At 57.2% G+C, this 25,744-nt stretch carries 16 protein-coding genes and 1 pseudogene; 13 read left to right on the top strand and 4 right to left on the bottom strand.

Annotation, left to right across the window (positions count from 1 at the left end):
• The first annotated feature begins 15 nt into the window (after positions 1-15).
• From ACZ5KP_RS05885 to ACZ5KP_RS05865, 5 genes and pseudogenes are all read left to right on the top strand, one after another.
• A complete protein-coding gene (locus tag ACZ5KP_RS05885; RefSeq protein ID WP_464761887.1) occupies positions 16-3,117 on the top strand; it encodes a type IV secretory system conjugative DNA transfer family protein in 3,102 nt (1,033 codons plus the stop codon).
• A pseudogene (locus ACZ5KP_RS05880) lies at positions 3,114-4,342 on the top strand (phage NrS-1 polymerase family protein). Before ACZ5KP_RS05885 ends, ACZ5KP_RS05880 begins: the two are co-directional and overlap by 4 nt.
• A gap of 205 nt (positions 4,343-4,547) precedes the next feature.
• Complete coding sequence (locus ACZ5KP_RS05875) at positions 4,548-4,754, top strand: hypothetical protein (RefSeq protein WP_460920884.1); 207 nt, start codon at positions 4,548-4,550, stop codon at positions 4,752-4,754.
• Positions 4,755-5,476: 722 nt separating this feature from the next.
• Complete coding sequence (locus ACZ5KP_RS05870) at positions 5,477-6,709, top strand: AAA family ATPase (protein WP_460920882.1); 1,233 nt, start codon at positions 5,477-5,479, stop codon at positions 6,707-6,709.
• Positions 6,709-8,484: an McrC family protein gene (locus ACZ5KP_RS05865; RefSeq protein ID WP_460920880.1), complete on the top strand. Its 1,776-nt coding sequence runs from the start codon at positions 6,709-6,711 to the stop codon at positions 8,482-8,484. The genes ACZ5KP_RS05870 and ACZ5KP_RS05865 overlap by 1 nt, the downstream gene beginning before the upstream one ends.
• Here the strand turns inward: ACZ5KP_RS05865 and ACZ5KP_RS05860 are convergent.
• On the bottom strand, positions 8,481-8,873 hold the full coding sequence (locus ACZ5KP_RS05860; protein ID WP_460920878.1) for a hypothetical protein: 393 nt from the start codon (positions 8,871-8,873) through the stop codon (positions 8,481-8,483). The genes ACZ5KP_RS05865 and ACZ5KP_RS05860 overlap by 4 nt on opposite strands.
• Entirely contained in the window at positions 8,870-12,130 is a 3,261-nt protein-coding gene (locus ACZ5KP_RS05855; protein WP_460920876.1) for a DUF499 domain-containing protein, read from the bottom strand. Before ACZ5KP_RS05855 ends, ACZ5KP_RS05860 begins: the two co-directional genes overlap by 4 nt.
• Before the next feature lie 749 nt (positions 12,131-12,879).
• On the opposite strand from ACZ5KP_RS05855, the gene ACZ5KP_RS05850 reads away from it, so the two are divergent.
• The 4 genes from ACZ5KP_RS05850 (at position 12,880) to ACZ5KP_RS05835 (ending at position 18,678) form a co-directional block, all read left to right on the top strand.
• Entirely contained in the window at positions 12,880-13,506 is a 627-nt protein-coding gene (locus tag ACZ5KP_RS05850) for a hypothetical protein (protein WP_460920874.1), read from the top strand.
• Positions 13,507-13,688: 182 nt separating this feature from the next.
• A complete protein-coding gene (locus ACZ5KP_RS05845) occupies positions 13,689-14,582 on the top strand; it encodes a DsbA family oxidoreductase (RefSeq protein WP_460920872.1) in 894 nt (297 codons plus the stop codon).
• A 54-nt stretch (positions 14,583-14,636) separates the two neighbouring features.
• Positions 14,637-15,962: a PDDEXK family nuclease gene (locus ACZ5KP_RS05840; protein ID WP_460920870.1), complete on the top strand. Its 1,326-nt coding sequence runs from the start codon at positions 14,637-14,639 to the stop codon at positions 15,960-15,962.
• Between the two features lie 61 nt (positions 15,963-16,023).
• Positions 16,024-18,678, top strand: coding sequence for a DUF1156 domain-containing protein (locus ACZ5KP_RS05835; RefSeq protein WP_460920868.1), 2,655 nt, complete (start codon positions 16,024-16,026; stop codon positions 18,676-18,678).
• 5 nt (positions 18,679-18,683) lie between these two features.
• On the opposite strand, the gene ACZ5KP_RS05830 is transcribed toward ACZ5KP_RS05835, so the two are convergent.
• The gene (locus ACZ5KP_RS05830) at positions 18,684-19,409 is read right to left on the bottom strand and encodes a hypothetical protein (protein ID WP_460920866.1); all 726 of its coding nucleotides are present in this window, start codon (positions 19,407-19,409) and stop codon (positions 18,684-18,686) included.
• Positions 19,410-19,486: 77 nt separating this feature from the next.
• Between ACZ5KP_RS05830 and ACZ5KP_RS05825 the strand changes: the two genes are divergently transcribed.
• Positions 19,487-20,161 (top strand): hypothetical protein, encoded by a 675-nt coding sequence (locus ACZ5KP_RS05825; RefSeq protein WP_460920864.1) that lies wholly within the window; start codon positions 19,487-19,489, stop codon positions 20,159-20,161.
• A 329-nt stretch (positions 20,162-20,490) separates the two neighbouring features.
• Here ACZ5KP_RS05825 and ACZ5KP_RS05820 read toward each other — a convergent pair whose 3' ends face one another.
• Positions 20,491-21,519 (bottom strand): hypothetical protein, encoded by a 1,029-nt coding sequence (locus ACZ5KP_RS05820; RefSeq protein ID WP_460920862.1) that lies wholly within the window; start codon positions 21,517-21,519, stop codon positions 20,491-20,493.
• Between the two features lie 143 nt (positions 21,520-21,662).
• On the opposite strand from ACZ5KP_RS05820, the gene ACZ5KP_RS05815 reads away from it, so the two are divergent.
• From ACZ5KP_RS05815 to ACZ5KP_RS05805, 3 genes are all read left to right on the top strand, one after another.
• On the top strand, positions 21,663-22,529 hold the full coding sequence (locus ACZ5KP_RS05815; RefSeq protein WP_460920860.1) for a hypothetical protein: 867 nt from the start codon (positions 21,663-21,665) through the stop codon (positions 22,527-22,529).
• Between the two features lie 294 nt (positions 22,530-22,823).
• On the top strand, positions 22,824-24,584 hold the full coding sequence (locus ACZ5KP_RS05810; RefSeq protein ID WP_460920858.1) for a DEAD/DEAH box helicase: 1,761 nt from the start codon (positions 22,824-22,826) through the stop codon (positions 24,582-24,584).
• A complete protein-coding gene (locus ACZ5KP_RS05805) occupies positions 24,577-25,743 on the top strand; it encodes a hypothetical protein (protein ID WP_460920856.1) in 1,167 nt (388 codons plus the stop codon). Before ACZ5KP_RS05810 ends, ACZ5KP_RS05805 begins: the two co-directional genes overlap by 8 nt.
• Position 25,744: the final 1 nt, after the last annotated feature.

Raw genomic sequence — 25,744 nt, 5'->3', positions numbered from 1 at the left:
TCCGACGATCACCCGGTGACCGATTGCAGTGAGGTCCAGTCCCGAACCGATGGCGACCCGGGCGACACTTGCACCGACGTTCCGGGCGCAACGCCGTCCTACGACATCACGGAGCGATCGGTCCAGCACGTCGGTGACACTGCTGTCCTCGCCGAGACGGCCGAGGAAGGCCCCGTCGCTGGGCAGTACGTCCGCACCATGTTCGAAGACGCGTCGGACAGCGACGACGCTCCACTGTGGGTCGGCTATACGGACGATCCGTACCGAGGATTCCGAGAGGCCCCGCTACGGTTCGACGCACAGTTTCGCCACTGCTGGGTCGCGGGCACCACCGGCTACGGGAAGACGACCACGCTTCTCAACATGATGGTCCAGTGGGCCTACGGTGGCCACGGTTTCTGCTACGTCGATCCGAAGGGCGAGGACTCCCGGCGGCTCCTGCGGATGCTTCCAGAGGATCGACTGGAGGACGTCGTTTGGATCGAACCGGGCGGCGAGGGGACCGACCGGACCGTCGGTATCAACTTCCTCGAGTTGCCCGCCTACGAGTCCCCGGCCCGCCGCGAGAACGAGATCGAGAGTCGAGTCGAGACGCTGACGGCGGTGTTCGACACCGAGGAGTACTGGGGGATCAACATGTCCTCGATCACCGAGTCGATGGGGCGGGCGATGCTCCAGTCCGACACCGACTTCTCGGTGATCGACATGTACTTCGTCCTCGCCAACGCCGACCGCCGGGCGTCCTTCGCCGACGAGGTCGAGGACCCCTACGTCCGCGAGTTCTGTCGCGAGATCGCCCGGATGGACGACGAGACCGTCCGGCCGTTGCTCAAGCGGATGAAGGCCTGGGTCGAGAACGCGGTGGTCCGGCGGATCATCGCCCACCGCGAGAGTACGATCGACTTCGGCGACGTCGTCGAGAACGACCGCATCGTCGTCGTCCGGACGCCCGTCGAGAATCCGGACATCAAGCAGATGATCGCCCTCGGCGTGCTGCGGAACCTCTGGAGTGCGATCCAGCGGCGAGCCCACCGAACGGTCGGAACACCGGACCCCTACTTCGTCCTCTGTGACGAGTTCGACGAGATCGCGAGCAAGAACCTCGACGTCGCGGGGATGCTCGCCCGGGCCCGGTCGATGCGACTCGGCGTGACCATCGCGACGCAGTACCCCTCCCAGCTCGAAGACGAGACACTACAGGCGGTCCAGAACAACTGCGACAATCTCCTCGCATTCTCCGTCAACAAGTTCGAGGACGCCCGCATCCTGATGGATCGCTTCGAGGGGTACGACCCGACGGATCTGACCTCGGCGGATATGTACCGCGCGTGGACGAAACTGCCCCTCGACGACGGGCGCTACTCGCGGCCCGTGCTCCTCGACACGTTTCCACCCTATCCGCCGTTGCGGCCCGAGGCGGCAGTCGACGACGTCGTCGAGGCGAGTCTCCAACGATACGGGACGACGAAACCGACCGACGAAGCGATCGTCGACGATCTCGTCTACGGGAGCGACATCGACATTGGCGACACGAGATCACCAGTGGCCGAGGCGATGGCGAGTGCCGTCCGGTCGGTCCAGTTCCGGAACGAGGTGCGGGCGGACAACGGCTGGGTCCCCGTGGAGGCTGTCGATCCGGTCTGTGCCCAGCGCCTCGACGCCTTCCACCCCGGTATCGAGTACAGCAGGGAGGAGTTCCCCGAGACGCGGAAGCGGTCGGAGCTGATCGATGCACAGATAGAACCCGGCGGCGACGGGGTCGTCGTTCGACTGACTGGCAGCGGCGAGAGCGCGACGGACACGGAGTTCGGTGCCGTGAAGTCCGCCGGCGGACCGACCCACAAGGCGTTGCTCCTCGACGCCGAGCGAGCACTCAGTCGGCACGGTTTCCTCGTCGAGATCACCGAACAGGACAACCGAGAGCTACCCGACGGGCTGGCCGTCCACCCCGAGACCGACCTCGAGTACGCCATCGAGGCCGAGACGACGACGCCTCGACGGCCGGTCAAGGTACTGCAGAATCTCAAGCGCGCCCAGAAGAAAGACCGCGTCCCCATCTTCCTGGTCCGGGAGAGTGACCCGACCGACAAGTGGGCCAAACGAATGGAGACGATCCTCGCCGCGCCACACCAGGAACCCGCCGAGGACGGTGGGGTTCGGCTCTACAATCGCGGAAGTGTGCTCTCCTTCGGCGGCGGTGCGGACGTACGGGGTGGCGTCACGGCGGTCCGGCCACGAACCTCCGACACGAATCGGACGGTGTGGACGAAGGCTGACGGAGAACTCGTACTCTCGGATGGCTCCGAGGAGATCACGCGGCTATCGGCGACGGGTGAGATTTCGAAGGACGCACTGCCGGCGACCTACAGCTACGACGGTGGCGAGGATCGCTACACGGTGTACGGCCGGGGAGAGACGAGTGTCTACCCGTCGACGGAGGCGTTCGAAGCCGAGTGGGTCCCGATCAAGCGGCCCTTCCGTCCACGGAGAGCACTTCCCGACCCGGAGATCCCGGAGGATAGCTATCTACTCCTGTTGTTCACGGCCGAAGGCGAGCTGCGGTGCTATCGTGACGGCGAGTCGTATCCCCCGAACGAGTACCCCTACCCGGAAGAACCGTGGCCAGTGGAGCCCGACACGGCCGAAGTCCACGAGGAGAAGGAGGAAGCCGAGTCGACGGACCAAACGACGACCTCGGACGACTCCGGCACGAACGACTCGGCGACCGACGATGGGGGATCCGAGAACGCTGAAGCGCCCGAAGGCGATTCGGCGGAAGCGAAGGAGACTGGCCCAGAGATCACCTTCGAGCAGGGGAGCTACGAGGACGGTGGGGTCGCGGCGTTCGTGGACGAGTTCGTTCGAGAGGCACCGGACGAGCAGGTCCGCAAGGACGACCTGTTCGAGCGGTACCAGGTGTGGGCCGACGACAACGACGTCGACGCGACGAACGATGTCTGGTTCGGACGGCGGCTGCTGGACGCCGTCGACTGTGAGAGCACGCGAGTCCGCGGAGAAGAGAGCCAGATCGTTCACGTCTACGATGGAATCGAACTGTGTGCGGAATCGGACTCACGGGAGGACGACAATCCGGATACCGACGGTGATCACACGTGACGGGCGAGATCGAGGTATCCTCGCTGCCGGATCGACTGGTCACGCACGATCAGTGGGTGTGTTGGCGGACGAAGGACCGCGATGGGAAGGCGACGAAAGTGCCGATCGATCCAGAAGCGGGCGGCTTCGCATCGTCGACGGATCCCGACACGTGGACGGACGTGGAGGCGGCACTCGATCACCTGGTGTCCGGCGGTGGGAACGGCCTCGGATTCGTGTTCACCGAGGACGACCCACTCGTCGGTGTGGACCTGGACGACTGCAGGAACCCCGAAACCGGAGCTATCGACGCGGAGGCCCGAGACGTGATTCGCCGGCTGGACTCCTACACGGAAGTGTCGCCGTCGGGGACTGGATTTCACGTATTGCTCGAAGGCGAACTCCCCGACGGCCGCAATCGGCGAGGGTCGATCGAGTGTTACGACCGAGCGCGATACTTCACGGTGACCGGCGACGTGGTGGCCGACTGTCCAGAGCGGATCGGGTACCGCCAGGATGCACTGGAGGCTCTCCACCGTGAGTACCTGGCCGAGGACTCCCCAGACGCGCCCGGCGACGACGGGTCGTCCGCGAGAGAGGAACCCAAGAACCGTGCCTCGGCGGTCGGGATCGCGACCGGCCTCGGCGACGACGAACTGCTGGAGCGGGCGCGTTCGGCCGCGAACGGTGCGAGTTCGAGCGACTGTGGAACGGGCGGACCACCGGCTACGACAGCCACTCGGAGGCGGACATGGCGCTGTGTTGCCTGCTGGCGTTCTGGACCGGTGGCGATCGTATGCAGATGGACCGCCTGTTTCGTCGTTCCGGACTGTTGCGTGACAAGTGGGACGAGGTGCACTACGCCGACGGCGCGACGTACGGCGAGCGGACGATCGAGCGGGCAGTAGCCACGACGTCGGAGTTCTACGATCCGGAGACGGAGGCCGAGTCCGAGAGTGACGACGGGACGCGAGGGATCGACGTATCGGTACGTTCGAGCGCCCCACTGGAGGAGCGCGTTCGGCTCTTGGTCGACCGCGTCGAGACACTGGAGACCGCGTTGGCTCGTCGGGAGGACACGATCGACTCGCTGGAGACGGCGCTCGCCGAGCGAGGTGGGGCCGACACACCGAGTGCGTCGGTGGCGGACGGCGTCGAGTCGCCGAACGAATCCGAAGAGGGGATGGACGACGCTGGGACTCCCTCGTTACGGGCCAGGATGCAGTCCTGGATCGAGAGCACGTAGTGACGGTCGACTAGGAATGATTGACGAGTTCGAATGATGCTTCCAACGTCGTTGGGACGGAGAGTACCTCGAGAGGATCCCGCTTCAGTTTCGAGCCCGGTGCCCCCGATTGAATCGTGGCACGCTGGGGCCAGGTCGTCGATCTCTCGATGTGGTAGATCTCACGACAACACCTTTTTCCGACAAAGCGAGGCCAATCCTGCCCATGCCCCGGACCCCATCGGAGTGGACGGCTCAGGACTGGGCACTCGTCGCCCACGCACTCCTGCGAACGCGCTGGCAGAACGATCTCGACGACGATCACGCGTTTCAGTTGTGTGTCGAACTCGCGGAGACCGAGGATGTGCCCCTTGGGGATCTCCTCGAGGCGCTTCCCGAGCCGACCCAGGATCCGTTGGACGTACGTGGGTAAGGGAACACAATCCCTTGGCGAGCATGTCCCTTAGACACCGCGCTCACGGGGGTAATCGAGCATCCGATTGCACTGACAGGTTGCGTGATGGCAAAGCGTGTTCGGCGGATGGGAGGTGATCGTATCGAATTATTGGCCTCTATGTCGTCGATCTATCTGATCCTCGAATGGTTCGTAAGGAAAGCGCCGCAAACCGACCGGATCGACGGGCTCCTCCAGCAAGGAAGGATATATGAAGTGGGTGAGAGCGAACTTCGTCGGACTGAGTGACCGTCATTCAGCCTCAATATCGGTTGGGCCCCAACCCATTCGAGGTCCGAACGGTGAGTAACCGATCGGTATCTTGCTTCTTAGTCCCTCTAGGCTGTGAAATCCCGGATTCGGTGTCTTCGGATTACCGACCGGATCCGGTGTAACCCATTCACCCTGTAAGCGCGGGCCGACGCCGTCTGGGACTCGCCATATTCGAAATCCCGGATTGGCATAAAGGCACCGTCGGTTGATTGGATGAATGGAATCTACGTCATTCGATGTAGTGAGGATGATTTTGGACGCTAGAAGTCCATATTACCAAACGAACATCATTTCGAATTCCGAGGGAGCTGCTCCTCAGCGCGCATCGGCTCGTTCCGCGAGATCCGATCGAGAATATCGACGAGATAGGGGCTGCCAGCAGGTACGCTTTTCAATCCTGCGGGAAAATACGTCAGTCATCACTATCCATGGAAGATGACTATTCACTTGAGGATGTCAAGGACAAGCTCGACATCCTTCATGCAGTCCCGGAGCAGGTCGTCAAGGCCGTCGAGAATGCTGCCGACAGAGAGGTGCTCGAGTTTCTCGTTCGAGATCAGAAGCTGGACATCCATCACGAAGGGGAGCGAGGGGTCGGTCCGATCCGGCGGGCAGTGCTCGAGTCCGAGAAAGCAACTCCCTCGCTGAAACGCGACGTGATCACCCGCGGAGACGATACTCCCCCAGAAGTACTGGTCCCGGACGACGTCCTGCGCAACGCAAAGACTGCCCTTCGAACCGGGAAGCCTGTCGTTCTCTACGGTCCGACGGGGACTGGGAAGACTACGTTCGCCAAGCAGCTTGCCCTCAATCACTGCACCGGCTACTCCCTCCACACTGCGACCCCGTCATGGACTGCAAAGGACATCATCGGTGGAATCGGTCCGCAACTCACGGGCTCTTCAGGCCGACGTTCACTGAACTATCACACTGAACTCGGCGCAGTTTCGGACGGTGTCAAGCGCGCTCGAGATTTCGATATCTCTTATGCCGTCATCCTCGACGAGATCACCCGAGCCGACATCTCCCAGATCTTCGGTCCGCTCTATACTGCCATCGAAAATCGGAATCAGACGTTGATCGAGACTGATGACGGCGAACCGATCGAACTCGACGAGGACGTCTCCATCATCTGCACGATGAACATGTCGGACCGGACCGTCAACGAACTCGACAACGCAATCACTCGTCGGTTCGCGATGGTCGAACTCGACGAGTATGAGGACGACGACCGAGAGTCACTCTTCACGGGATGGATCGAGGAAGAGCTCGGAGACATCCCACTTGTCGATTCGGGGGATTTGCTCGATCTGTTCGAGGCCGATTACCAAGGTATCAATCACGGGAGCGAACAAGCGTCTCGGGGCAGAATCATGCGATTCGGGCCGATGCATTACCGAGACGTGACGGTGTTCCTTCGCGAGGCGCTCCAAGACGAGGAGCTCTACATGGACGAACCTGAGGAAGCAGTCGGCCAGGCCTTCCAGACGTTTATCGTTCCACGCCTGCTCAACTCCGCCGCATTCCCTCAGATCGAGCAGATCGAGCAACACTACCGATACCTCGACAAGGAGTTCGATGACTTCGACCTCTCACCGGCCGTTGAGTTGGCGGGTCGAGAGCTCGAAGCCGAGCAGCGCCAGATGGGCTCGTACGAGTGATGAGCGCCTCCGATCCGGACGTAACGTATCAATACGAACCGGGGACGTTTAGCGTGCCTGAGCGCGGGTCCGCACGCATCGAGGGCTGTCCCCCGTCTATTGGCGAGCAACTTCGGCGGGCTTCCTTCGAAAAGGAAGCTGCGAACGTCTTCGTCAAGTCCCAGGCTTCTCTCGACGATAGCGACGAGGAGTATCGCGTGGTGCGCGTACGGATCGACGGCCCCACTGCCCGAGTTGATGTCCGGGACAACGTCGGGATCATCAGCTTTACACCCCGATCGAAGCTTCGCATCGAACCCAAGATCGATTGGGACCATATCTTCGACATGCTTCTCGCGGTTCACGGCCGCAAACGCTCCGTCGAATATCACGGGATTCCGCTTTCGGACGTTCAATCGGAGGACGTCGACCTCGAAGACGTGTTCCTGATCCTGGCGATCAACTACCTCGACGCGCTCGAGGCAGTCCACCGAAACGGGTTCGTTCGAGAGTTAGTGACTCGGCGGGCCGATCTCGATCAACCGAGGGGTGTTATCGACATCAAACAGTCACTCGTCAATCAAGCGGAGGGGCGAGCTCAGCAGAACTGTCTGCTGAAAGAGGTCGAGTACGATAATGCGGTCAACTCGCTTCTTCTGTACGCTGGCAAGCACCTCCTTCGCCTGTTCAGAGAGTACGAGGAGAAGTACTCGCAGGGCATGTACTACACCATCTTCTCGAAGGTACATCAGGAGGTCAGGAACCTCGAGAGCCTTGACGTAACGTGTGACCGTCGCCGCATTCCGGAGTACAGGAACTTCTCACTTCACGACCTCCCGAAACAGCGCCACTACTACGAGCAAGCAGTGGACGTGTCGAAAGCCATCACTGCATCCTCTCTTGGGACTCCTTCGATGGAAGGTGGCTGGGAGCTGACCGTCGATTACGTGCTCAACATGGAGTCGCTCTTCGAGCAGTACTCTCAAGTCGCGATTGAGGAGGAGCTGGAAGCAGTTAGAGAGTCCGATCGGTTGGGCCACACCAAGAACGTAAGTGCGGTACGGTCTCCGACGCTCAAACCTTTCGAGGACGAAGGGCAGATCTACCACCAGCCGGATCACGCCGTCGAGGAAGGAGAGGACACACTCGCGGTTCTCGACTCGAAATACTACAGCGAGGACAAGGACCCAGTGAAGAGCGGCGGATCGAGGTCGCGATTATTCAGCTACGCATATCTCCTCGAAACCCGGCATATGGGATTTCTGACGCCACTCAACGAGTCGATGGTACGAACGGTCAAACAAACGGGGGCTGAGCTGCAGGTGATTTCACCCAGCGGATCCGGATTTTCGCTCGAAGCGTATCACAAGAGCGTACGAGAGTACCTTCAGCACGTCCTCGAAGGGACCTATCCGGCGCTAACCGTCTTTCGCGCTGTTGAAGACCACGCCCTGTGCCTCGAGCAGCACGACGCTGAGGATCTCGATCGCGTCGTCGAAGCCGGTGGACCGTTTGACTTCAGCAATGTCCCCGAATTCTCTCTTCGAGTCGTGAACGCAGCCGCAGATACGCTCTCTAATCGACACAGATCGCGTTCGGATCTCGAACAGCAAGGCAAATGGACCCGACGGCGGATAGAAACGCAATGCAACGCCAGGGAAGCCGAATCGACCACCTGTGTCCCGGTGTTCCGTCGCGAAGATGGGGAGGAGCACATCTACCTCTACTTCATCGAACGTGACGAAAACGACGTGCCAACAGCGGTGACGGTCGAAGGCGGATTCCGGCTCCTCTAGAAGGGCGCAGTCAACCAATCGCTGCTCTCCCGATCGATCTGGGGTCCGAAAATCCGACTCAGACGATACAGTTCATCGCCGACTTGCAGCTCGTAGTCTCTCTGCCTGCGTTGGAATGACCCCTCAACGGCGAACTGGATTGTCGGGAGGTTCGATCGGTTTTCAAGACTGTTCGCTCGCCGATCCATACTCGAACGGAGGTCGCTTACGGCCTCATCGTCCCCGAATACGTCGCTCAGACCGACCACGCAGAGTTCATCGGGGATATCATTCTCCTCAAGGCGTTCCTCGAACTCTTCGACGGGGACACGATGATCGAACAGATCGATAGCATCCTCGAGGACGATGTTGTACTTGCCGGGGAGTTTTCCTTTCTCGACCATGGTCATTCGAAGTTGATCTCCACCGAGATATTCGACGCATCGGACGGCATCTCCTCGAAGAGTTCCCGGACCTTCGTAAAGTCCTCACCCGACGAAATCGTCAATTTAGTCATCGTCTCTTGGATCCTCGCGGTCCCCTGGAGTGGGCCTGGAATTCCTCGTTTGTCCGTCAGCGTGAATCTGACTTCGCCGAAGGTCACTTCACCCGAATCTTCCTCTTGTCGCCACTTGCGTCGGAGTTCCGCTGGATCGTCCCCATCGAACTGGAAACGCCATCCTCCACTCGGAATGCGGAACTGATAGCCCTTCGACCACCGGGTCGGATCACCTGAGCCGTCGGTTCCGATCACGTACTCCGGATCCTTGCCTCGACCAAGGTTCCGGAGGAGGAACGTCTGGACAGCGTCATCCGACACAGTCGAATCGAACCGGTCGGCCACGCTTCCGACAGTGAATTCTTCCCCGCCATCAAGGTCGTCGAGGTAGTCCAGAATCTCGTCGCCTACGTCGTCGGATACGTCCGGAACGAGGACGAGGTCAGTCGGATCCCGATCGCCCAGCGAATCGTAGTACCGCCTCTCGACGTCGATGACGTAATCGTCGACGAGGAAATCAGTCACGGCCTCGCGGAACGCTTGCTCCGTCTGACTACCAGGGAGGTAGATGGTCCCGTCGGATCGGATTTCTTCGAGAATGCGGTAGGTGTTCGCTCTACCCTGGTCTTCAAGCTGGGCTCGAATCCGATCTCGCACCTCGGCGACTCCGATCCGCTCTGTTTCAGAGATATCCCGGATCGTCGCGTCGGACTGGGCTTTGCTCACGATATCCGTTCCGCTGTAGAGGACATACTGATCATCCTTGCCGACGCGGCCGACCGCCGTCATGACGGTGTCGTGGCCATCTCCCTCCAGCCAGATCTCAGTATCCTCGAGCAGCTCGAGTTCGAAGTTCCCTACGTCGATGGAGTCGGAACCGCTGCCGAATCGCCTCCGGAGTTCCTGCTCGACGTCTTCGACAGTCCACTGCTCGACGTCGCGTTCGTGGAGAATCGTCGTATCCAACGAACTGCCTTTGAGAGACTCCGAAAAGCCATTGGACCCATGAGTGACGACCGGCTTGTCATCGAGAGCCTCTACGGTCGCCTCCAGGACGTCACTCGGACCGCCCGGAATTGGATAGGTCGGCTGGCGGAGGAACTGCTCGTAGATGTCCTCGATGCTGGCCTCGCCGCGACGATCCAACAGGTCATCGACGATTTCCCAAACGTGCTGCTGGAGATCGATCCCTTCCGCTGCGACGTTCTCCGTGAGATCTGCGGCGTTGAGTGGGTCTCCTTCGGAGACGAACACGTCGAGATCCATTTCGGCCGCCAGATCGAACTCATTCAGCAGGTCGTCCCCGTCAATGATCTCACCGTACGCGAGCTCGACGCGATCCTGTAGTTCCCGTCGCTCGTCCTCGCGCTGGCGCCTGACTGACGACCGGATCTCGTCGTCGAGCGATTCGTCCTTGAGAACGCGTTCGGCGCCCTCGATGTAGCGCGCCTTCTCGATAAACCCGGTCCCGGATTCGATCTCCTTGTCCCCACTCGGCTGGACGAAAACGAGGGTATTGCGCCACTCGCGGCCGGGGCTCCCGTCGGCGTTCTTGATTACAGTCTCGACGTCATCCCGAGTCCAGTCACTGGTGCTGACGACGACCTTGACGTCCCGGTTATCGGGGACGTCTTTGAGATCGCTTCCAGTGAATCCGACTGGATACGCGTTGTCACCGAAGACCGTCTGGACAGTCTGAGCGATCTGTTCGAGTGCAAGCTGCTCGTCGACGTCACTGGCCTTGTTCTGGATGAGCGCGTTGGGGTTCTGTCGATCACGGATCGCGTACTTTCCGTTCAACTTGTGGAGATACCACGCCACGCCGTAGAGCTGCTCCAAATTGAGGACGATGTCGGAGACGAGGTCGTTCGTTTCGTAAGTCCCCATCACGATCTCGGCCTTGCTCGCCCCCTCTCCCTCGTCGGGCTTCAGGCTGTAGAGGAGAATCGTGTTGAGGATCCGGCGGCCGTAGGGAATCTCGTCGGGATCAACCCGGTTCCTGATGTCGTCAACGCAGACGCCTGGGCGGTCGATGTTGATCCGCGTCAGTTCGTCGTCGAACAGAACCGCGTCGATGTCGCCGTGGGTGACGAGATCCGTCTCTTCGATGAGCTTCGCTGCATCGGGGTCGTCCGGGTCAGCCTCGGGATCGGCTGCGGTGGTCAGAATTTTTGAGAAGAGGTAGATCATCCCGCGAGTGTTCTGGTTCCCCTCGTCCGCGTAGTATCGCGTCTCCAAGGCCTGGAGGAGGACGGGGTGGAACGGATAGGAGTCCCGCATATGGTCCGCAAGGTCGGTCGGGAGCTCCGAGTCCGGGACGTGATCATTGCCCGCATAGGCATCGACGTACCCGTCGACGATGTCGGCGACGGCGTTTTCGTCGACCTCGTCGATGAGTCGGTGGCGAATGACCTCCTGCTTGCTCACCTTGCTGCTCATGTTGACCTCGGAGGCGTTCTCGCGGTCGAGGATCCGGTGAACGTCCGAGCCTTTGCGGAGAACCGAGACGATCGCGAACACGCCGCTATCGTCGAGATCAGCGGTCTCCAGGAGGGCCTGCAGGAATCCACGGTTTTGCTTCTTCCGGTCACCGCTCAGCGGCTCGAACCAGTCCTCGAGCTCGTCCATCAGGTACGCGACCGTCCGGCCATCGACGGCCTCCTGGATGACGTCCATCTCGGGGTACGGTTCGAGATCGCTCTCGCTCGGTTCGTAATCGAGAACGTCGAAGAAGGGCTCCCAGAGAAACTCGGGTTGGCTCTGTTGAAGGGAGACGGTGATGGCTTCGGACTCCTCGGAATCGGGCAGCGCATCGCTGAATCCATCGATGTGCCGGTCGCCGAATGCTCCGGCTCCTTCGGGATCGGCAAAGCAGTGGTACATCGCGACCATCTGGTGGGACTTCCCACTCCCGTACGGCCCGTAGAGAATGTGCGTTCCGTAGTTCGCGTCTCCGCGAAGAGTGTCTCGAAGATCAACGAAGCCCTCCCGGAGTCCCTGCGTCATCAGCGTCCGGTCGAAGAACGTCGTCGCGTCAGATTCGAACTCCTCGTCGTCCTCGACGTTGTAGAGTTTGACCTGCCCGTCGATCTCCCCCTCCTCGCGGAGTTCACGGCTGATGGTCACCGTGTCCGCGATCGTTCGTGACAGCGGTTCCGTGCTGGCCATTGCGTATGCCGATGACGGTGGGTAACTCGCTTAAGTACTGTGGTGGTTTTCTGTGCTCCGTTAGGATTCTACAATCCAACACCGGGGCATCTGTCGTCAGATACTCACAGCTGACGTCGCATCGTCCGTTGCGTGCCACGTCCGAATATTCCTGCCTCAAGACCGACCCTTGCCGGGATTGGTCCGATCTCACCTGTTGTTTGCCCTAGTGAACTTCCGAGCTGCATCTCATAGACATAAAATCGATTGATTTCATATGTAAAGAAGATGTTACTACACTGCGAATCTCTGCTGACTCCCATCGCCTGATTCAGATCGACCCTTAGTTTCAATTTCCTCTTCGAGGATTTAAATCCTCGGCAAATTAGGAAAATATTAGACTATAAATTGCTTGGGGTACAGGTATATTAGACATCCAATTTAGCAGTTCTAGGGCTCCCTAGACAGAAATCAATAACTCACACTAGTCATTTTTATACCATCGGCACCATGATCCAACCGTTCCCGCCCTTAAGCACACCTGGGAACCTGTGATCCAATGAGTACGCCCACTTCCACTCCAAGTCGGAGGAGCGGCCAACAGACGTTACACTCTGTTATCGCGTCGTGCCTGATACGTCAATTCCCGAGAGGTATTATTCTCAGGACGGAGGAGGACAACGAGGCGCTGCGGACGTTCATCCGTGGAAACCCTCTGATTCGGTACGTGATGATCAACTTCAACCACGCCTACGAAGAACTGACGGAGCGTGGCTCGCTGGATCGGCTCTTGGCCGATCACCGTGCCGATCATCTCTGCAGCCGAGTACGACTCCTATCTCCACGATCGCCAGCGACGAGACATTCAATTTCTCCTCAAGCGCGTACAGCCTGCCATCTATGTCCCCGACGCGGGGAAAGTTTATCTCGACAAGTCAGAGGCCAGACAGCGAGCTGGACTCAAGGAGTACGAGACCCGAGTCGACTGGTTGGCCGAAGAGATCGGCCAGACTGGATTGGCCATTCGGCTCCTTCCTCTCACAAAAGGAATGCTGCCCTGGCACCTAGAGGAGCTTCGCCCGTGTTTTGAGCGACACGGATTCTCTGAGTTCGCCGTGTACACGCGCCAGTACTGTGGCGGCGACCGTGGCAACCGGATTAGAGAACTACTCGATCACATCGAGACGTTCCTCGACACTTTCGAGCCGAACAACCTTTTCGCCATCGCCAGACACGGCAGGACGCACCTTCGCCGGTTTCCACCGCAGGTCACCGGTGCGAGCGGATTGAAACAGTTCCTCAAAGACTGCGACTACAACTTGGCTGCCTTTGAGACATGGCGGGCGGATCTCGAGCGGACAGCACTCAACAACCAGACGCAACTCACGGAGTTCTAACAATGGGTAATTCACCGACGTCCGGCGGATCAAGCGGATCGGATAGCGACCGAGAGGATGACGAGAACAACCCCGAGCAGTCCACGCTTGACGAGCACGACTCGGATGACGAGAGCCGTACCGTACCAGTCGCACCACCTAGCGGACCTGGTGCGGTCGGAGGGGCAGCCGGAGTCACAGGTGTGACGCCGATTTCTGACGACCCCTCTCAAGAGCCTCCTGAAGAGGAGGATTCTGACGATGGAGCCGACGGGGATGTTCAGAGCGAGGACGAAGTCGATCCGGAAGAGACCCACGAACAACCGGATTGTAGCGAGGAAGATGGTGAGTCAAGTGACGAAAGCGAGAGTGACGACGAGGATGATCCAGACGAGCCAGAACTGAACGAGGCCGATCTGATAATTCGAACTGATCCGTGGGATACGACTGGCTGGGGCAATGAGCCGGAAATAAAGCGTCTCAAACGGACGTTCGGAGACAATTTGACGGTCGAGTACGACGTACTTCCCCCTCGTACCGTCGAGACGTGGGACGAATCGCATGAGATGCCGCAGCGTACCAATCCAGAACTTCCGGCGGACACACGTGCATCTCATAGAGCACTCGTCGCAGCGAGGGAACAGGGAGATCTTCGGGACTTCATGCGCCAGCTCCGCATGGCTGCTCTCGTGGAGGGCAGAGACGTCGAGCGGAACGCCGTTCTCGTAGACGTAGCCGACGCGGTCGGACTCGACGTGGACCAACTCGAGGAGGATATCGCAGCGATCGACCAAGACGAACCGATCGTCGTCGAGTCTGCACCTCGGATGCAGGCCATGATCGGGAATGTTCCACACGACTGGTCTGGGAGATTGGAGTTCGAGAGAGTACATGCACGAATGCACGGCGAGTTGGTCCCGGAGGATCCGGTCCGGGATTCACCCCGTGTATTTGTCGCGGAGCACGAGCCCGTGACAACAGCTGAGGTCGCGGAGGCGTTCGATCAAGACACCGCATCCGTAACGTCCGACCTGGCGTCTACATCAGAGGTCAAACGCCAGAACGTCGCAGGTGCTGCGTTCTGGGTCAGCGGATAAGCCTCGCTAGGCGCAGGCTGAAGGTTTATCTCTCGCTGGTTCGCCAGACATCGTATGGCCCCACCGGATGAAGTTCTCGAAGAATTCGCCGAGAGCGAAGAGGCCCAGCGGTACTACGCGGACCACAACCGGAAGCGCGACAAGGTCCTAGGCGAGGACCTTCAACCGTTGATTTCGGAGTTTCACACCGGAGAAGTGGACGTCGCCGAGTTCAAGAGCCGCGTCGACGGCCTGAACAAGCGGAATCAGCTGTGGGGGTTCAAGGGATTCATCGGGCAGATGCACTTCAACAAGCTCCTCAACGCAGCCCCAGAGGAGTCCGAATTCGGGGATCGTCTACGAGCGGCGATCGAACCACCGCAGGATGTGGAACATGCCCGAGAGCAAATCCACTCGTACGCAGAGTATACCCAGCGGCTCAAGGACAACGACATTGACTCCGATCCGTTCCCGAAGTCCACTATCTTCTTCTTGAGCTACTTCTGGCACATCCAGCAGCCGACGGAATGGCCGATCTTCTATCCGACGTCTGAGCAGTACCTGGATGAAGTCGGTTTGCTGGATACCGACCTGCCATACGGCCAGCGATACGCGGAGTTCGTCGAGACCATGGACGAGTTACGAACTGTTGGCTCAAACCATCTCGAGGCGCCCGTTCACTATCGCGACGTGGCGAACGCGATCTACTGGCACGAAGAGAAGGTTGATAGTGAGAATGAGGAAGATCCGATCGACGAACCGACGGAACAGCCTGCGTACGTAGACGGCAATCGGCCGTATCTCCCTGCGGTCGTTGCCGATCTGGACCACGTGGCAGCCGGGACCGACGTGGCAGTCGAGCGTTACGCCCACGTGGATTCCGACCTCGCGGTAGTTTTCGAGCAGAAGTGCGCCCAGATGTTCGAGATGCTGGGCTTCGACACGGAGGCGCTGGGACAGGGTTCGGGCCGGAATCCCGACGGCATTGCAAAAGCTGTTCGGAACGATTATGCAATTATCTACGACGCCAAGAAGCGAGAGTCCGGGTATCGGATCGGACGTGACGATCGGACAATTCGGGAGTACATCGATAGGCACACGCGACGACTCCGGGATCAAGGCAAGCGACACATCTACTTTGCTATCATTTCGAGCTCCTTCCGTGATGTCGATCAATCCACACTTCGGGACATGCGGACGAGTACTGACATAAACAACGTCGTCCTCTTACAAGCCGATGTCCTTCAGGAGCTGCTGAAGCTCCGGCTGCGGGAGCCGTACCTGAATCTCGACGACGTGGAGTGGGTGTTCGGGAACCGGCCGGGTGAGATTCAATCCGAGGAGCTGGAGAACATCGTCCCCGAGTGGCGTCAGAGCGATAGCGAGTTCTCCATCTCTTAATCGGAGCCGCGGCAGCAGAAAGCTATACAACGCTCCCGCCGACAGGGGTGAGCATACGTCTATGTCTCGGGAAATCGGCGAGTCGGAAGCGGATGAGCGCCCGACACTTCCAATCGAGAAGGGGTTCCCCATTGAACGGGTCAACGAGATAGCCGCGAAAGAGGGTCGCGCCAAGCAGTGGTATCGGCCGATATACACGATGCACAAGTGGTGGGCTAGGCGCCTCGGATGTGTTTTCCGTGCCGTTTCACTCTATACACTCATTGATAACCCGGATGACGTAGATATTACCGAGCCGGGCGAGAACGGAAATCTATCCGATTTTACTTCTTCCAATGAAGATATTGGAGATCTCATTGATCAAGTCAATTTAGAGGATCCAGAAGCATTGTGGAAACTGTACTCAAAAGATGTTCGAGTTGCAGATAAGAGGGTTCTTGATCCCTTTGCGGGGGGAGGGACATCGCTAGTTGAAACATCGAGGTTTGGTGCGAAATCTACGGGATATGATTTGAATCCTGTTGCGTGGTTTGTAACAAAGAAAGAATTGGATGCCCATAAAACAGAAGTAGATGATCTAAAGGAGGCTTTTGAACGGGTGAAACAAGAAGTATCAGAATCTATACTTGAATATTACCGCACCTCATGTCCTAACGGGGATCATGAGGCAGATGTAATGTACGCCTTTTGGGTGAAAGAAATTGATTGCGTTTCTTGTGGACATACTGTTCCCCTGTTCAACGACTACCGAGTCGGGAAAGGTCGATATGAAAACGACGATAAATACCACGTATTCTGCCCAAAATGTGAATCTGTGGTCCTAGTAGACGACTGGCAAAGTGAATGTAAATGTGAGGAATGTCGCTATCGGTTCGTCCCGAAGAACGGTAACGCCCCAGGTAGCAAATATACCTGTGGAGAGTGTGGTCAGAAATATGGTATTATAGATGCCGTTCAAGAGCAGGGCGGCTTCAATCTGCGTTTGTTTGCCTTAGAATATTATTGCCCCACATGTGAGGACAGGGGTGAAGCCAAGAAGGATATCAAGAATTATAAGCCGGCTGAAGAGGAGGATGTGGCCCTTTTTGAGAAGGCAAAGAGGGAATTTGAGATTCGAGACGATTTAGAAAAATATGTTCCAAAAGAGGAAATTCCCCTTGGGATTAAAACAGATAGCACAAAATTCGAGGGGAGCATTACTGGAGGACATAATGTACTTCGACATGGATTCGATAAGTGGACAGACATGTATAACGGCCGGCAGCTCCTGTGTCTTTCTCTACTCTTACAGTCTATTGATGGTATTGAGGACCAAAATGTGAAGGAGTACTTATTGCTTGGAGTAAGTGAAATGCTGCGGTTCAATACGATGATGGTTGGGTACCAAGCTTCTAATAACCATATAAATGATATTTTTCAATCAAATTCGTTTGACCCGCCAAAATCCCCTGCGGAAAACAACCTATGGGGCACTAAATACGGGATGGGTACATTCGAGTCTGTTTGGGAGATGATCATTCGAGGTGTAGAGTATGCACATGCACCAACCGAAAGATACGTGGATGATGGTGAAACTGTAGAGTCTAAAGAGTTTGCCACGCCGATTGGAGAGGAATCTAGTATTCATTGTAACGATATGCGGACGATTGATCAAAGCATGGAGTTCGATGCTGTAATTACTGATCCTCCATACTACGATAATGTAATATATTCTGAACTATCTGATTATTTTTATGTCTGGCAACGAGTTTTACTGAAAGACGAGTACGAGTGCTTCAACAGTGCCAAAACACCGCGAGATGAGAGCATCGTTGCTAATCCGGCTGTACAAAAAGGTTCCACTGAGTTCGAGGACGAACTTAGGCAATCATTCGATACTATCGCGGGATCACTCGCAGAGGATGGTGTATTAGCATTCACATATCACCATAGCGACGTCGAATCATGGGGGGAACTCCTTTCGGCACTTTGTGATGTTGGATTTGAAGTTACAGCAACCTATCCCATTTCAGCAGATACATACAAATTCTTCGAAGGTGAGGCTGTAGAATTTGATATAATAATAATCGCCCGGCCCGCGAATGATCGGCAGCCAATTTCATGGAATAGTCTCCGACGCAGTATTTACCGAACTGCGAAAAAGACTCGTAAACGTCTGGAGGAGAACCGTGATCTTTCTCGCGGCGACATAGGTGTCGTAGAGATGGGCCGTTGTTTCCATGAATATTCGAAACATCACGGTAAGGTTGAACGTGCGGGGGAGACGATGACCGCCAAGGAGGTCGTTGACGAGATATACGGCGTCATCCAACAGGGAAGCAATATTGGTGAGATCGAAGTCTTCCTAGATCTGTTGGAGACCCCAAACGCGTCTTATGACGATCTCAACAAACTCACACGGGGGACTGACGCCACGCCCGAGCAGATGAATGATATGCGTCTCTACCGAATGGCCGACGGCTTCACTCTCGGCACCTGGGACGACGAGAAGCGCATCGCCTACATCCAATCACGCGTCGACAGCGGCGACGAGCTCACCGATCTTGACAGAGCGCAGTTCCTCCGCTGGCGGTGGGAGCAGGGCAAGTCCGTTACCGAATACCTCGAGCAGTGGGAGATCACCGACGATCTCAGAGAACTGTGTGAAGGACTGGCCGACGCGACCGGGGACGACACCTACCGGAATATCCTGGAATCACGGCTTAGCGACTACTGAACCGTTTATTCAACGGTGACTGACGGAAGGATCTCGTCCCATCCAAAGTCCAGATCTCCTTCGAGCGGCTCTGTGTCAGCAGATGTAATCTGGACAGTTTTCTGAGTCCACTCGATGTCCCGGAAGTCATCGGCCGTAATCCGTGGATCCGTATCGACTAGCGGATGGGTGAAATCCCCTTGCTTAGAGGTTTCGATCCGGATCGGTTTGGTTTCCCAAATATCCTCTCCGTCTTCTATTTTCTCGGTCTCTTTCTGCTCACCAAATCGGATTGTAGTGTGGGTCCCTTCTGGAGGGGAGGCTTCGGAGTGTATATAAAATAGCTCAAACTGTGCCGACTCATCTCGGTTGAGATCGATCCTTGTAGGGGACTCAGTTTCGTCCCAGTCGGGCACGATCTCAATGACATATTTCTTATGTATATCAATATCATAAAATTTGAAACCACCCTCAGGGGCGACACCCGGTCGTTCCTCAGTTGTTTCTCTGAATCCAATGAGCTGGATTCTCGGTTTGCAGTTAGAGGCCACAGATCTGCCATTGTTAGATACTTCAACCCAGTACTTACCCCAAGCCATCGGCTCTTCATGATGCGATTCACCCTCTTTGATAACACCCGAATCAAAGGTGAGTTTCGGCCGTTTATAATAGCTCCAGAGCCATTTTGACCCAAATGCTGCAAAAAGGCCACCCACTGCCCCAGAGAGTAACGCTGTAACAAGGCTCATCATCCATCAATCGAAGCTACTCTTGTGTCATAAACATATGCAAGTGTTTTGCAGCTGTGGGTCAATTACAGATCAAACGAATGGAGTCGTCTGGAGAAATTGAAGTATTCGAGAGCGTGCTGAAGCAACTCCACAGCGATTTCCAGCAGTTCCCGTTCCACTACGGGAATGAAAACCCCGTCATGCCAGAGCTGTACCGGCGTCTTCGCGGGCAGTTGACCCCAGGAACGGTCCCTCTCACCTACCGTAGCGATCACAGCGACATGGAACAATGGCGCAACCGTGAGATGTTCAACCGGATCGAGCGAGACCCGCTCGAGATTCCTCGCGTACGGCCCGAAGTGACGTTCTATCATGAAGGGATCTGGAGTGGAGCGAAAAGCGATTTCGACCTCGTCGTATTCCCACCTGACGAACACGTCGTAATGCAAGGAAAGAAGCAGGGAGTTGGGAATTTCGTAGACGCTGATACGCGGCTCTCGATTCTCTGTGAGATCAAACACTCGATGAATATGAGCGGACAATTTCGGAACGGCGGTGAAAAAGATATCCAGGCTCTCGATGAGTATCCTGGGGAAGTCGACAGGTGCTACTTCCTGTTTTTAGATTGGTGGCCTCGCGATGGGTACGGCAATCGCACCTTCGAAAAGGACCTTCGGCAGTTGGAGAATCGGCTTGGTACAGTGGAGACCCGGGTTGATATCGCGTATCTGCCGAGAGAGGGAGAACTCCAATTCGTTCGCGGAGTCGCGTAAGTGCCCATCAACTCGGCCCCTTCCCCGATAGCAGAATCAGACCGCTACCAATCGCGATAGTGAGAGAAAGGAAGATGACGAAGTCCGCCAACGATCGCGTGGCAACCGCTGTGATCGAGGCAGCAGATCCCACCGTCGCAGATAGGACCGTTGCCAGCTCGAGAGGTGACCAACGTTGGATAGTGTGGCCACTATCGTCCGAGGGGTTACCTGACATCGTGGATGTTCGCTCATTCCCCTAATATGGGGCGGTGAGCGCCTCCTACGTAGGAAATTGTGTGAAGGGATAATAAATGAAACCCCATGCAAGAACTATATCGCCCGAGAAATTACGCAGCTGGATCGTCCACAGTTTCGTCTTCCGCACTGAGAACTGAATGGATGTAGTGCCCCATTCTGATCTGCTTCCAGAAGCGATGATGGCCTTCACCGGTATCTGCTCGCCGACAGAATTCACAGTGATCGCCGTCCCAATCCGGATCGGTCGTTAGTGCGGCTTGGGCAGCATCGTAGTCCTCTCCCTCGTATTCCTGGACCTCCCTGTAGGTCGGGAAGAAGTGGCGAATGCGACTGGGGCCATCGTTCCCGATCGGGATATCTCGTTGTACACGTCGATTGATCACGTAATCACCGAATCCGGCCGCATCAATCTCCGCTGCAACGTCAGGCCCGTGGTTGACGGGTTGCTCCTGATACGGTTCGAACGCGTTCAGAACGAACGTGAGGTTCGACTCGAAGATTCTCTGAAGCGTCTCGAGTTGGTCCGTTACACCGCCTTCCGATTCGAACCCTCCTTCGTCGACGAGATCGAAGAGGACGAGCGTCCGATCGGGAACCATCTCCGAGAGGTTCCCCAAAGCAGTCCGCTGGTCGTCGGTGAGCTCCCGGTTCGTGACGAAGAGTCTGAGTGCGGCTTGGTCGTACTCCTCTGAGAGCTGGCTGTAGAGGGAGAGGTAGTTTCCGTAGTTGACCGGCCTCGTGTCTCTGTCGGAGAGAACAGGAACGCCGACTCCATCGACGTCGTTGAAGAATTCCGCTACGTTATCGTATCCTTCGAGAATCTGTTCCACGGGCTCGGCGTACTCGTTGTCGTACTCCGTCAGGTAATACGGAACTTCGACGAGGACGTCCCGGTTGAGTTCCCTGAAGGTGTGGAGAAAATCGAGCGGGTCGTCTTCCTCGTCATCGAATCGCTCGTCATCGACTAACTCAACGAGCGGCACTGGTTGGCGCGGTCGTTCCTCAAATCTACCGAGGCCGCCGAACTCCTGAATTACGTTCTGTTCGACGGGACCGTGCCGGAAAATCGGGACGTAGTATGGGACAGTGGCGGAGTCAGAAGTCCGTGGTTCGATCATTGTTCACCTGGAGCCGATGGAGACCGGCTCGTTTCGGTCTGGAAATTCTTCTCATCCTAAATATTAGGATCGTTAGTTATGAATGTGCCGGTGGAATACCCGATACTGCACAAGTTATTACCACCATAGCAGAAGGAGGTGCTATGGGTGCAGCCGGTGGAGGGGTAATCGTACCGTGGCGCACTCGATCCGGGCAGATGTATATCTCTGATCAGGAGCTGCTCGAGTCCCTCTCAACTATCTCGCCACAGACGCCGAAACAGATGGCAGAGGGCCGTCGACGCGAGAACGTGATTCGGCTTCAATGCAGGTATCTTCAGGACATCGGCCTCGTTCAGGCGGTTGCCCGAGACCTGTTTGAGATCACAGAGGACGGACGCCAGTTCGTGGCCGAATCCTCGGAGCTTCCGACCGGCTCCGGCTACGTATTATTCGAAGAGTCCCTCGAACTTCCAGCTGGACGGATTACTGATTTCGAAAGTCTCGATCCGACCGTTGTCAAGATCATCAACAGAGAGTTCTTGGAAGATTCATCGAACGACTACGGTTGGGTCCGTGAAGACCGAGACCTGACCGAGTCGCGTATCATGAACGTCAAGGGCTATCAACTGAATCGAGTGATGAGAGAGTTCCCGCGCTTCGTGTCGCTCCCTCGTCAGTGTGCCCATTGGATGCGTGCCATCGTCGGATTGCACTTTTTCCCCGATGCCAATCATCGGACAGGGATGGCTACGCTCTATGCACTTCTAGACGCAAACGGAGTCGCTCCCGATAATGGATCGTGGCCGGGAAGCGAGATCGACAAAGCAGTCCTCTATTCGAAGATCCTTCGTGGACTCGTAACTCCGGTGCGTTTCGATACGTTGTGGCTTTGCGACGAACTGTACCAACACTGGGAACAGTACTTTCGGCGGCTATTCTACGACACCGATAGTTATCGTCCGGAATTGTCGACTGACTATCTACGCGAGGTATTGGACTATGCCCGAGAAAAACAGAACCGACTATAATCTATTCGTCGTCTGAATGAGGCGAATCGACGGATCCCATCGAAGCGTATTGCTCCTTGTTAGAGCGGATATGTTCGCGGATTACTTCGAGGGTTTTCTCGTTCATGGATCCAACTATAGGTGCAACCGCTATTTAGACCTTTGGCAAACGGTTGGACAGTGATATATCGGGTCTATTTTCGACATGATTTGAAGGTCGGTTTGCACGAAAATCACGTCGTAATTGGAAGTGCTAATTGAACCAATATCCTTTACCACAATGATTGCATTGGTATCGGAAGACCGCGACAGAGAATGAGGGACGAAAAAGAGGTCAATGTGGACATCGTCCATGAGGACAATTCTGCATTAGTCCACAACCGAGGGAGACTGGCCAATTCGAAGGATCATTCCCTGGCGATTCGAGCCAATCGTCTAAGGGCCGGCAAGCCCGACACAGAACTTCGCTCCCTCTCCCATCTCGACGAAGAGGCCGTCAAACTCCTCGAGCATCAGGTCGACGCGGCCCACCGCGCCCTCTTCGAGATGGATGGCAAGGCGCTCCTCGCCGACGAAGTGGGCCTCGGTAAGACCATCGAAGTCGGGATGATTCTCGCGGAGATGCACCACCGCGGGACCGACGATGCGGTGCTCATCCTCACGCCAGCCCAGCTCGCCCAGCAGTGGCAGGCAGAACTCCTCGAGAAGTTCGAATTGGAGTTCGTGTGCAACTACGATGACGAGTTCGAGGGCTTCGGCGCACACGACCGGATCATCGCCAGCATCGACACCGCCAAGAGCGATCGCCACCGATCGACGGTCCTCGCCCGGGACTGGGATGTCCTCGTCCTCGACGAGGCCCACTACGTCAAGAACGAGGAGACTGATCGCTACGATCTCATCGACAGGCTCTCTTACGACTACGCGTTCTTCCTCACGGCGACGCCGATCCAGAACGACGTCACGGATCTCTACAACGTCGTCTCGCTCCTCCGGCCCGGGCTTTTCGGAACCCGGGAGGCCTTTCATAACTACTTCGTCGAGAACGGTCAGGACACGCTGGTCAATCGAGACGATCTCCAGCAGCGACTCCGCAACGTGATGATCCGTAACCGTCGCGAGGAGACGGACATCGACTTCACGGAGCGAAGCGTCACCACAACGACCTTCGAGCCCTCTTCCACCGAGCGTGATCTCTACGAAGCTGTAACGAACTACGTCCGAAGTGCGTATCGCGAAAGTCAGGGACAGAAGCTCGTCCTGATGACGCTCCAGAAGGAAGTCGTCAGCAGTCCGGCCGCGCTCAGGGGAACGATTGAGAAGCGTCTCGACGACGATGAAGACGAACTACCGGCCCACTCCGACGAGCTCGAATACATTCTCGCGTGTGCCGACGCCGTCGACACGCCGACCAAGCTGGAGCATCTCCGAGAGATCACCGACGAAGCCGCAGAACGAGTCGAGAAAGGGCGAGTGGTCGTCTTCACCCAGTTCCGGGCCACCCAGTCCCTGATCCTGGAAACGCTCCGAGAGGAGGGCTACACCGTCCACGCATTCCACGGTGGACACTCCAGCGACGAGAAGGAAGCTATCGTCGAGCGATTCGAGGACGAGGGCGGCGTGCTCGTCTCGACGGACGCCATGAACGAGGGCCGCAACCTCCAGTTCTGTAACGTGATGGTGAACTACGATCTCCCCTGGAACCCGATGAAAGTCGAACAACGGATCGGCCGCATCCATCGCATCGGCCAGGACCGCGAGGTTTACGTCTTCAACGTCGCTCTGGAGGATACAATCGAGGAGTACGTTCTGGAAAAGCTCTATCACAAGATCGACCTTTTCCAACAGTCCGTCGGCGAGTTGAGTGAGATCCTCACCCGGCTTGAGGAGACCGGCCGAAACTTCGAGGACGAAGTCTTCGAGCGCCTCGTCGATGCCGACTCCGACATCGAGCTCGAGAACGACTTCGACGCAATGGCCGTCGACCTCCAGGAACAACGCGAACTCGCCGACAAGGTGAGCGACTTCAACACCGGCGTCTTCGAGGGCTTCGATCTGGGGGCAGACGATGACTGACGCGGCTCTGCCGGTAACCGAACGCGCGGTCGAGCAGTTCGTCGAGGAGTATCTCACATCGATCGGCGGGGAGATCCAGAAGCGGGACCGAACGTGGTCAGTTACGTTGCCCGATGATGCGCCGACGGAGCTCGACGTCGATGGGGCCGACCTGGTCGTGGCGAGTGATCCCGAAGAGGTTCCGGAAGGCGCCCTCGCTATCGCCCCCGATAGCGATTTCGTGAACCGCCTGCTCGAAGAAGCCGGGGAGCTGGCACCCGTCGGTTCGTTCTCGCTGACTGCCCGCATCTTCGACCTGCAGAATCGACTTCCTTCATGGATCACCGGTGGCCCCGCACAGGTACTCGAGACCTCGTTTTCTCCGTACTACGATCGGCGCGCCCTCTGTGTACTGTTCGATGTCGGGATCGAGACCGTGAGCCAGTTCCAATCCGAAGAGCTCAGAGCGGTTGCTGTCGACGCGAACAACGCCGAGCCGTTGCCGCGTCTGGCAGAGACGTATCTGGAGGTCACCGGTCCTGATTCCCCGCCGCTCGAAGAAGGGAAAGAGCTGGACGCTCAAGCCCTTGAGACCACGCTGGATGCTGCGGAGGAGCAGGTCGAGCAAGAAATCGCTCCCACTGTCGAAGAGATCCGAGAACGGGCAACTCGAGCAGCGGACGTGGAACTAGAAGAGTACCGAGAAGTTGTTCGACAGCGCCGGCAGGAACTCGACGACGAGATTGACCGACTAGACGAACGGATCGCCGAGATTAGCGAAGAAATCGATTCCGCGGACGAGCAACACGACCGGGTCGAGGCATTGAGAACGCGAAAACAGCTTCGTGCAGATCGAGAGGAACTAGCTGCCGAACGCGACGAGCTCGTTGAGGAGATCGAAGCTGGGTTCCCAGAGCAGCGACGGGAAATCCGCAATCGGCACGCGCTAACGGTCCGCGTTCAACCTTCTATCCTGACGACGGTGACCTATGAACGAGGCGATATCGAATACCAACTGGAAATCGACGGCGCGAGAACGACCGTTACCTGTCCATATGCCGTCGGAAATGGGGTCATGGAGGCGCCCACTTGCTCCCGCTGCGGACGGACGTTAGACGGGGAGAACCCATTGACAATCGAGGACGGTGAAGTCGTCGGGAACTCCTGTTGTGAGAGGTGAT

The organism is Salinarchaeum chitinilyticum (genome assembly GCF_055390775.1).
Note: the sequence above shows the minus strand (reverse complement) of the source record. Positions and strands in the feature narration are given on the sequence as shown.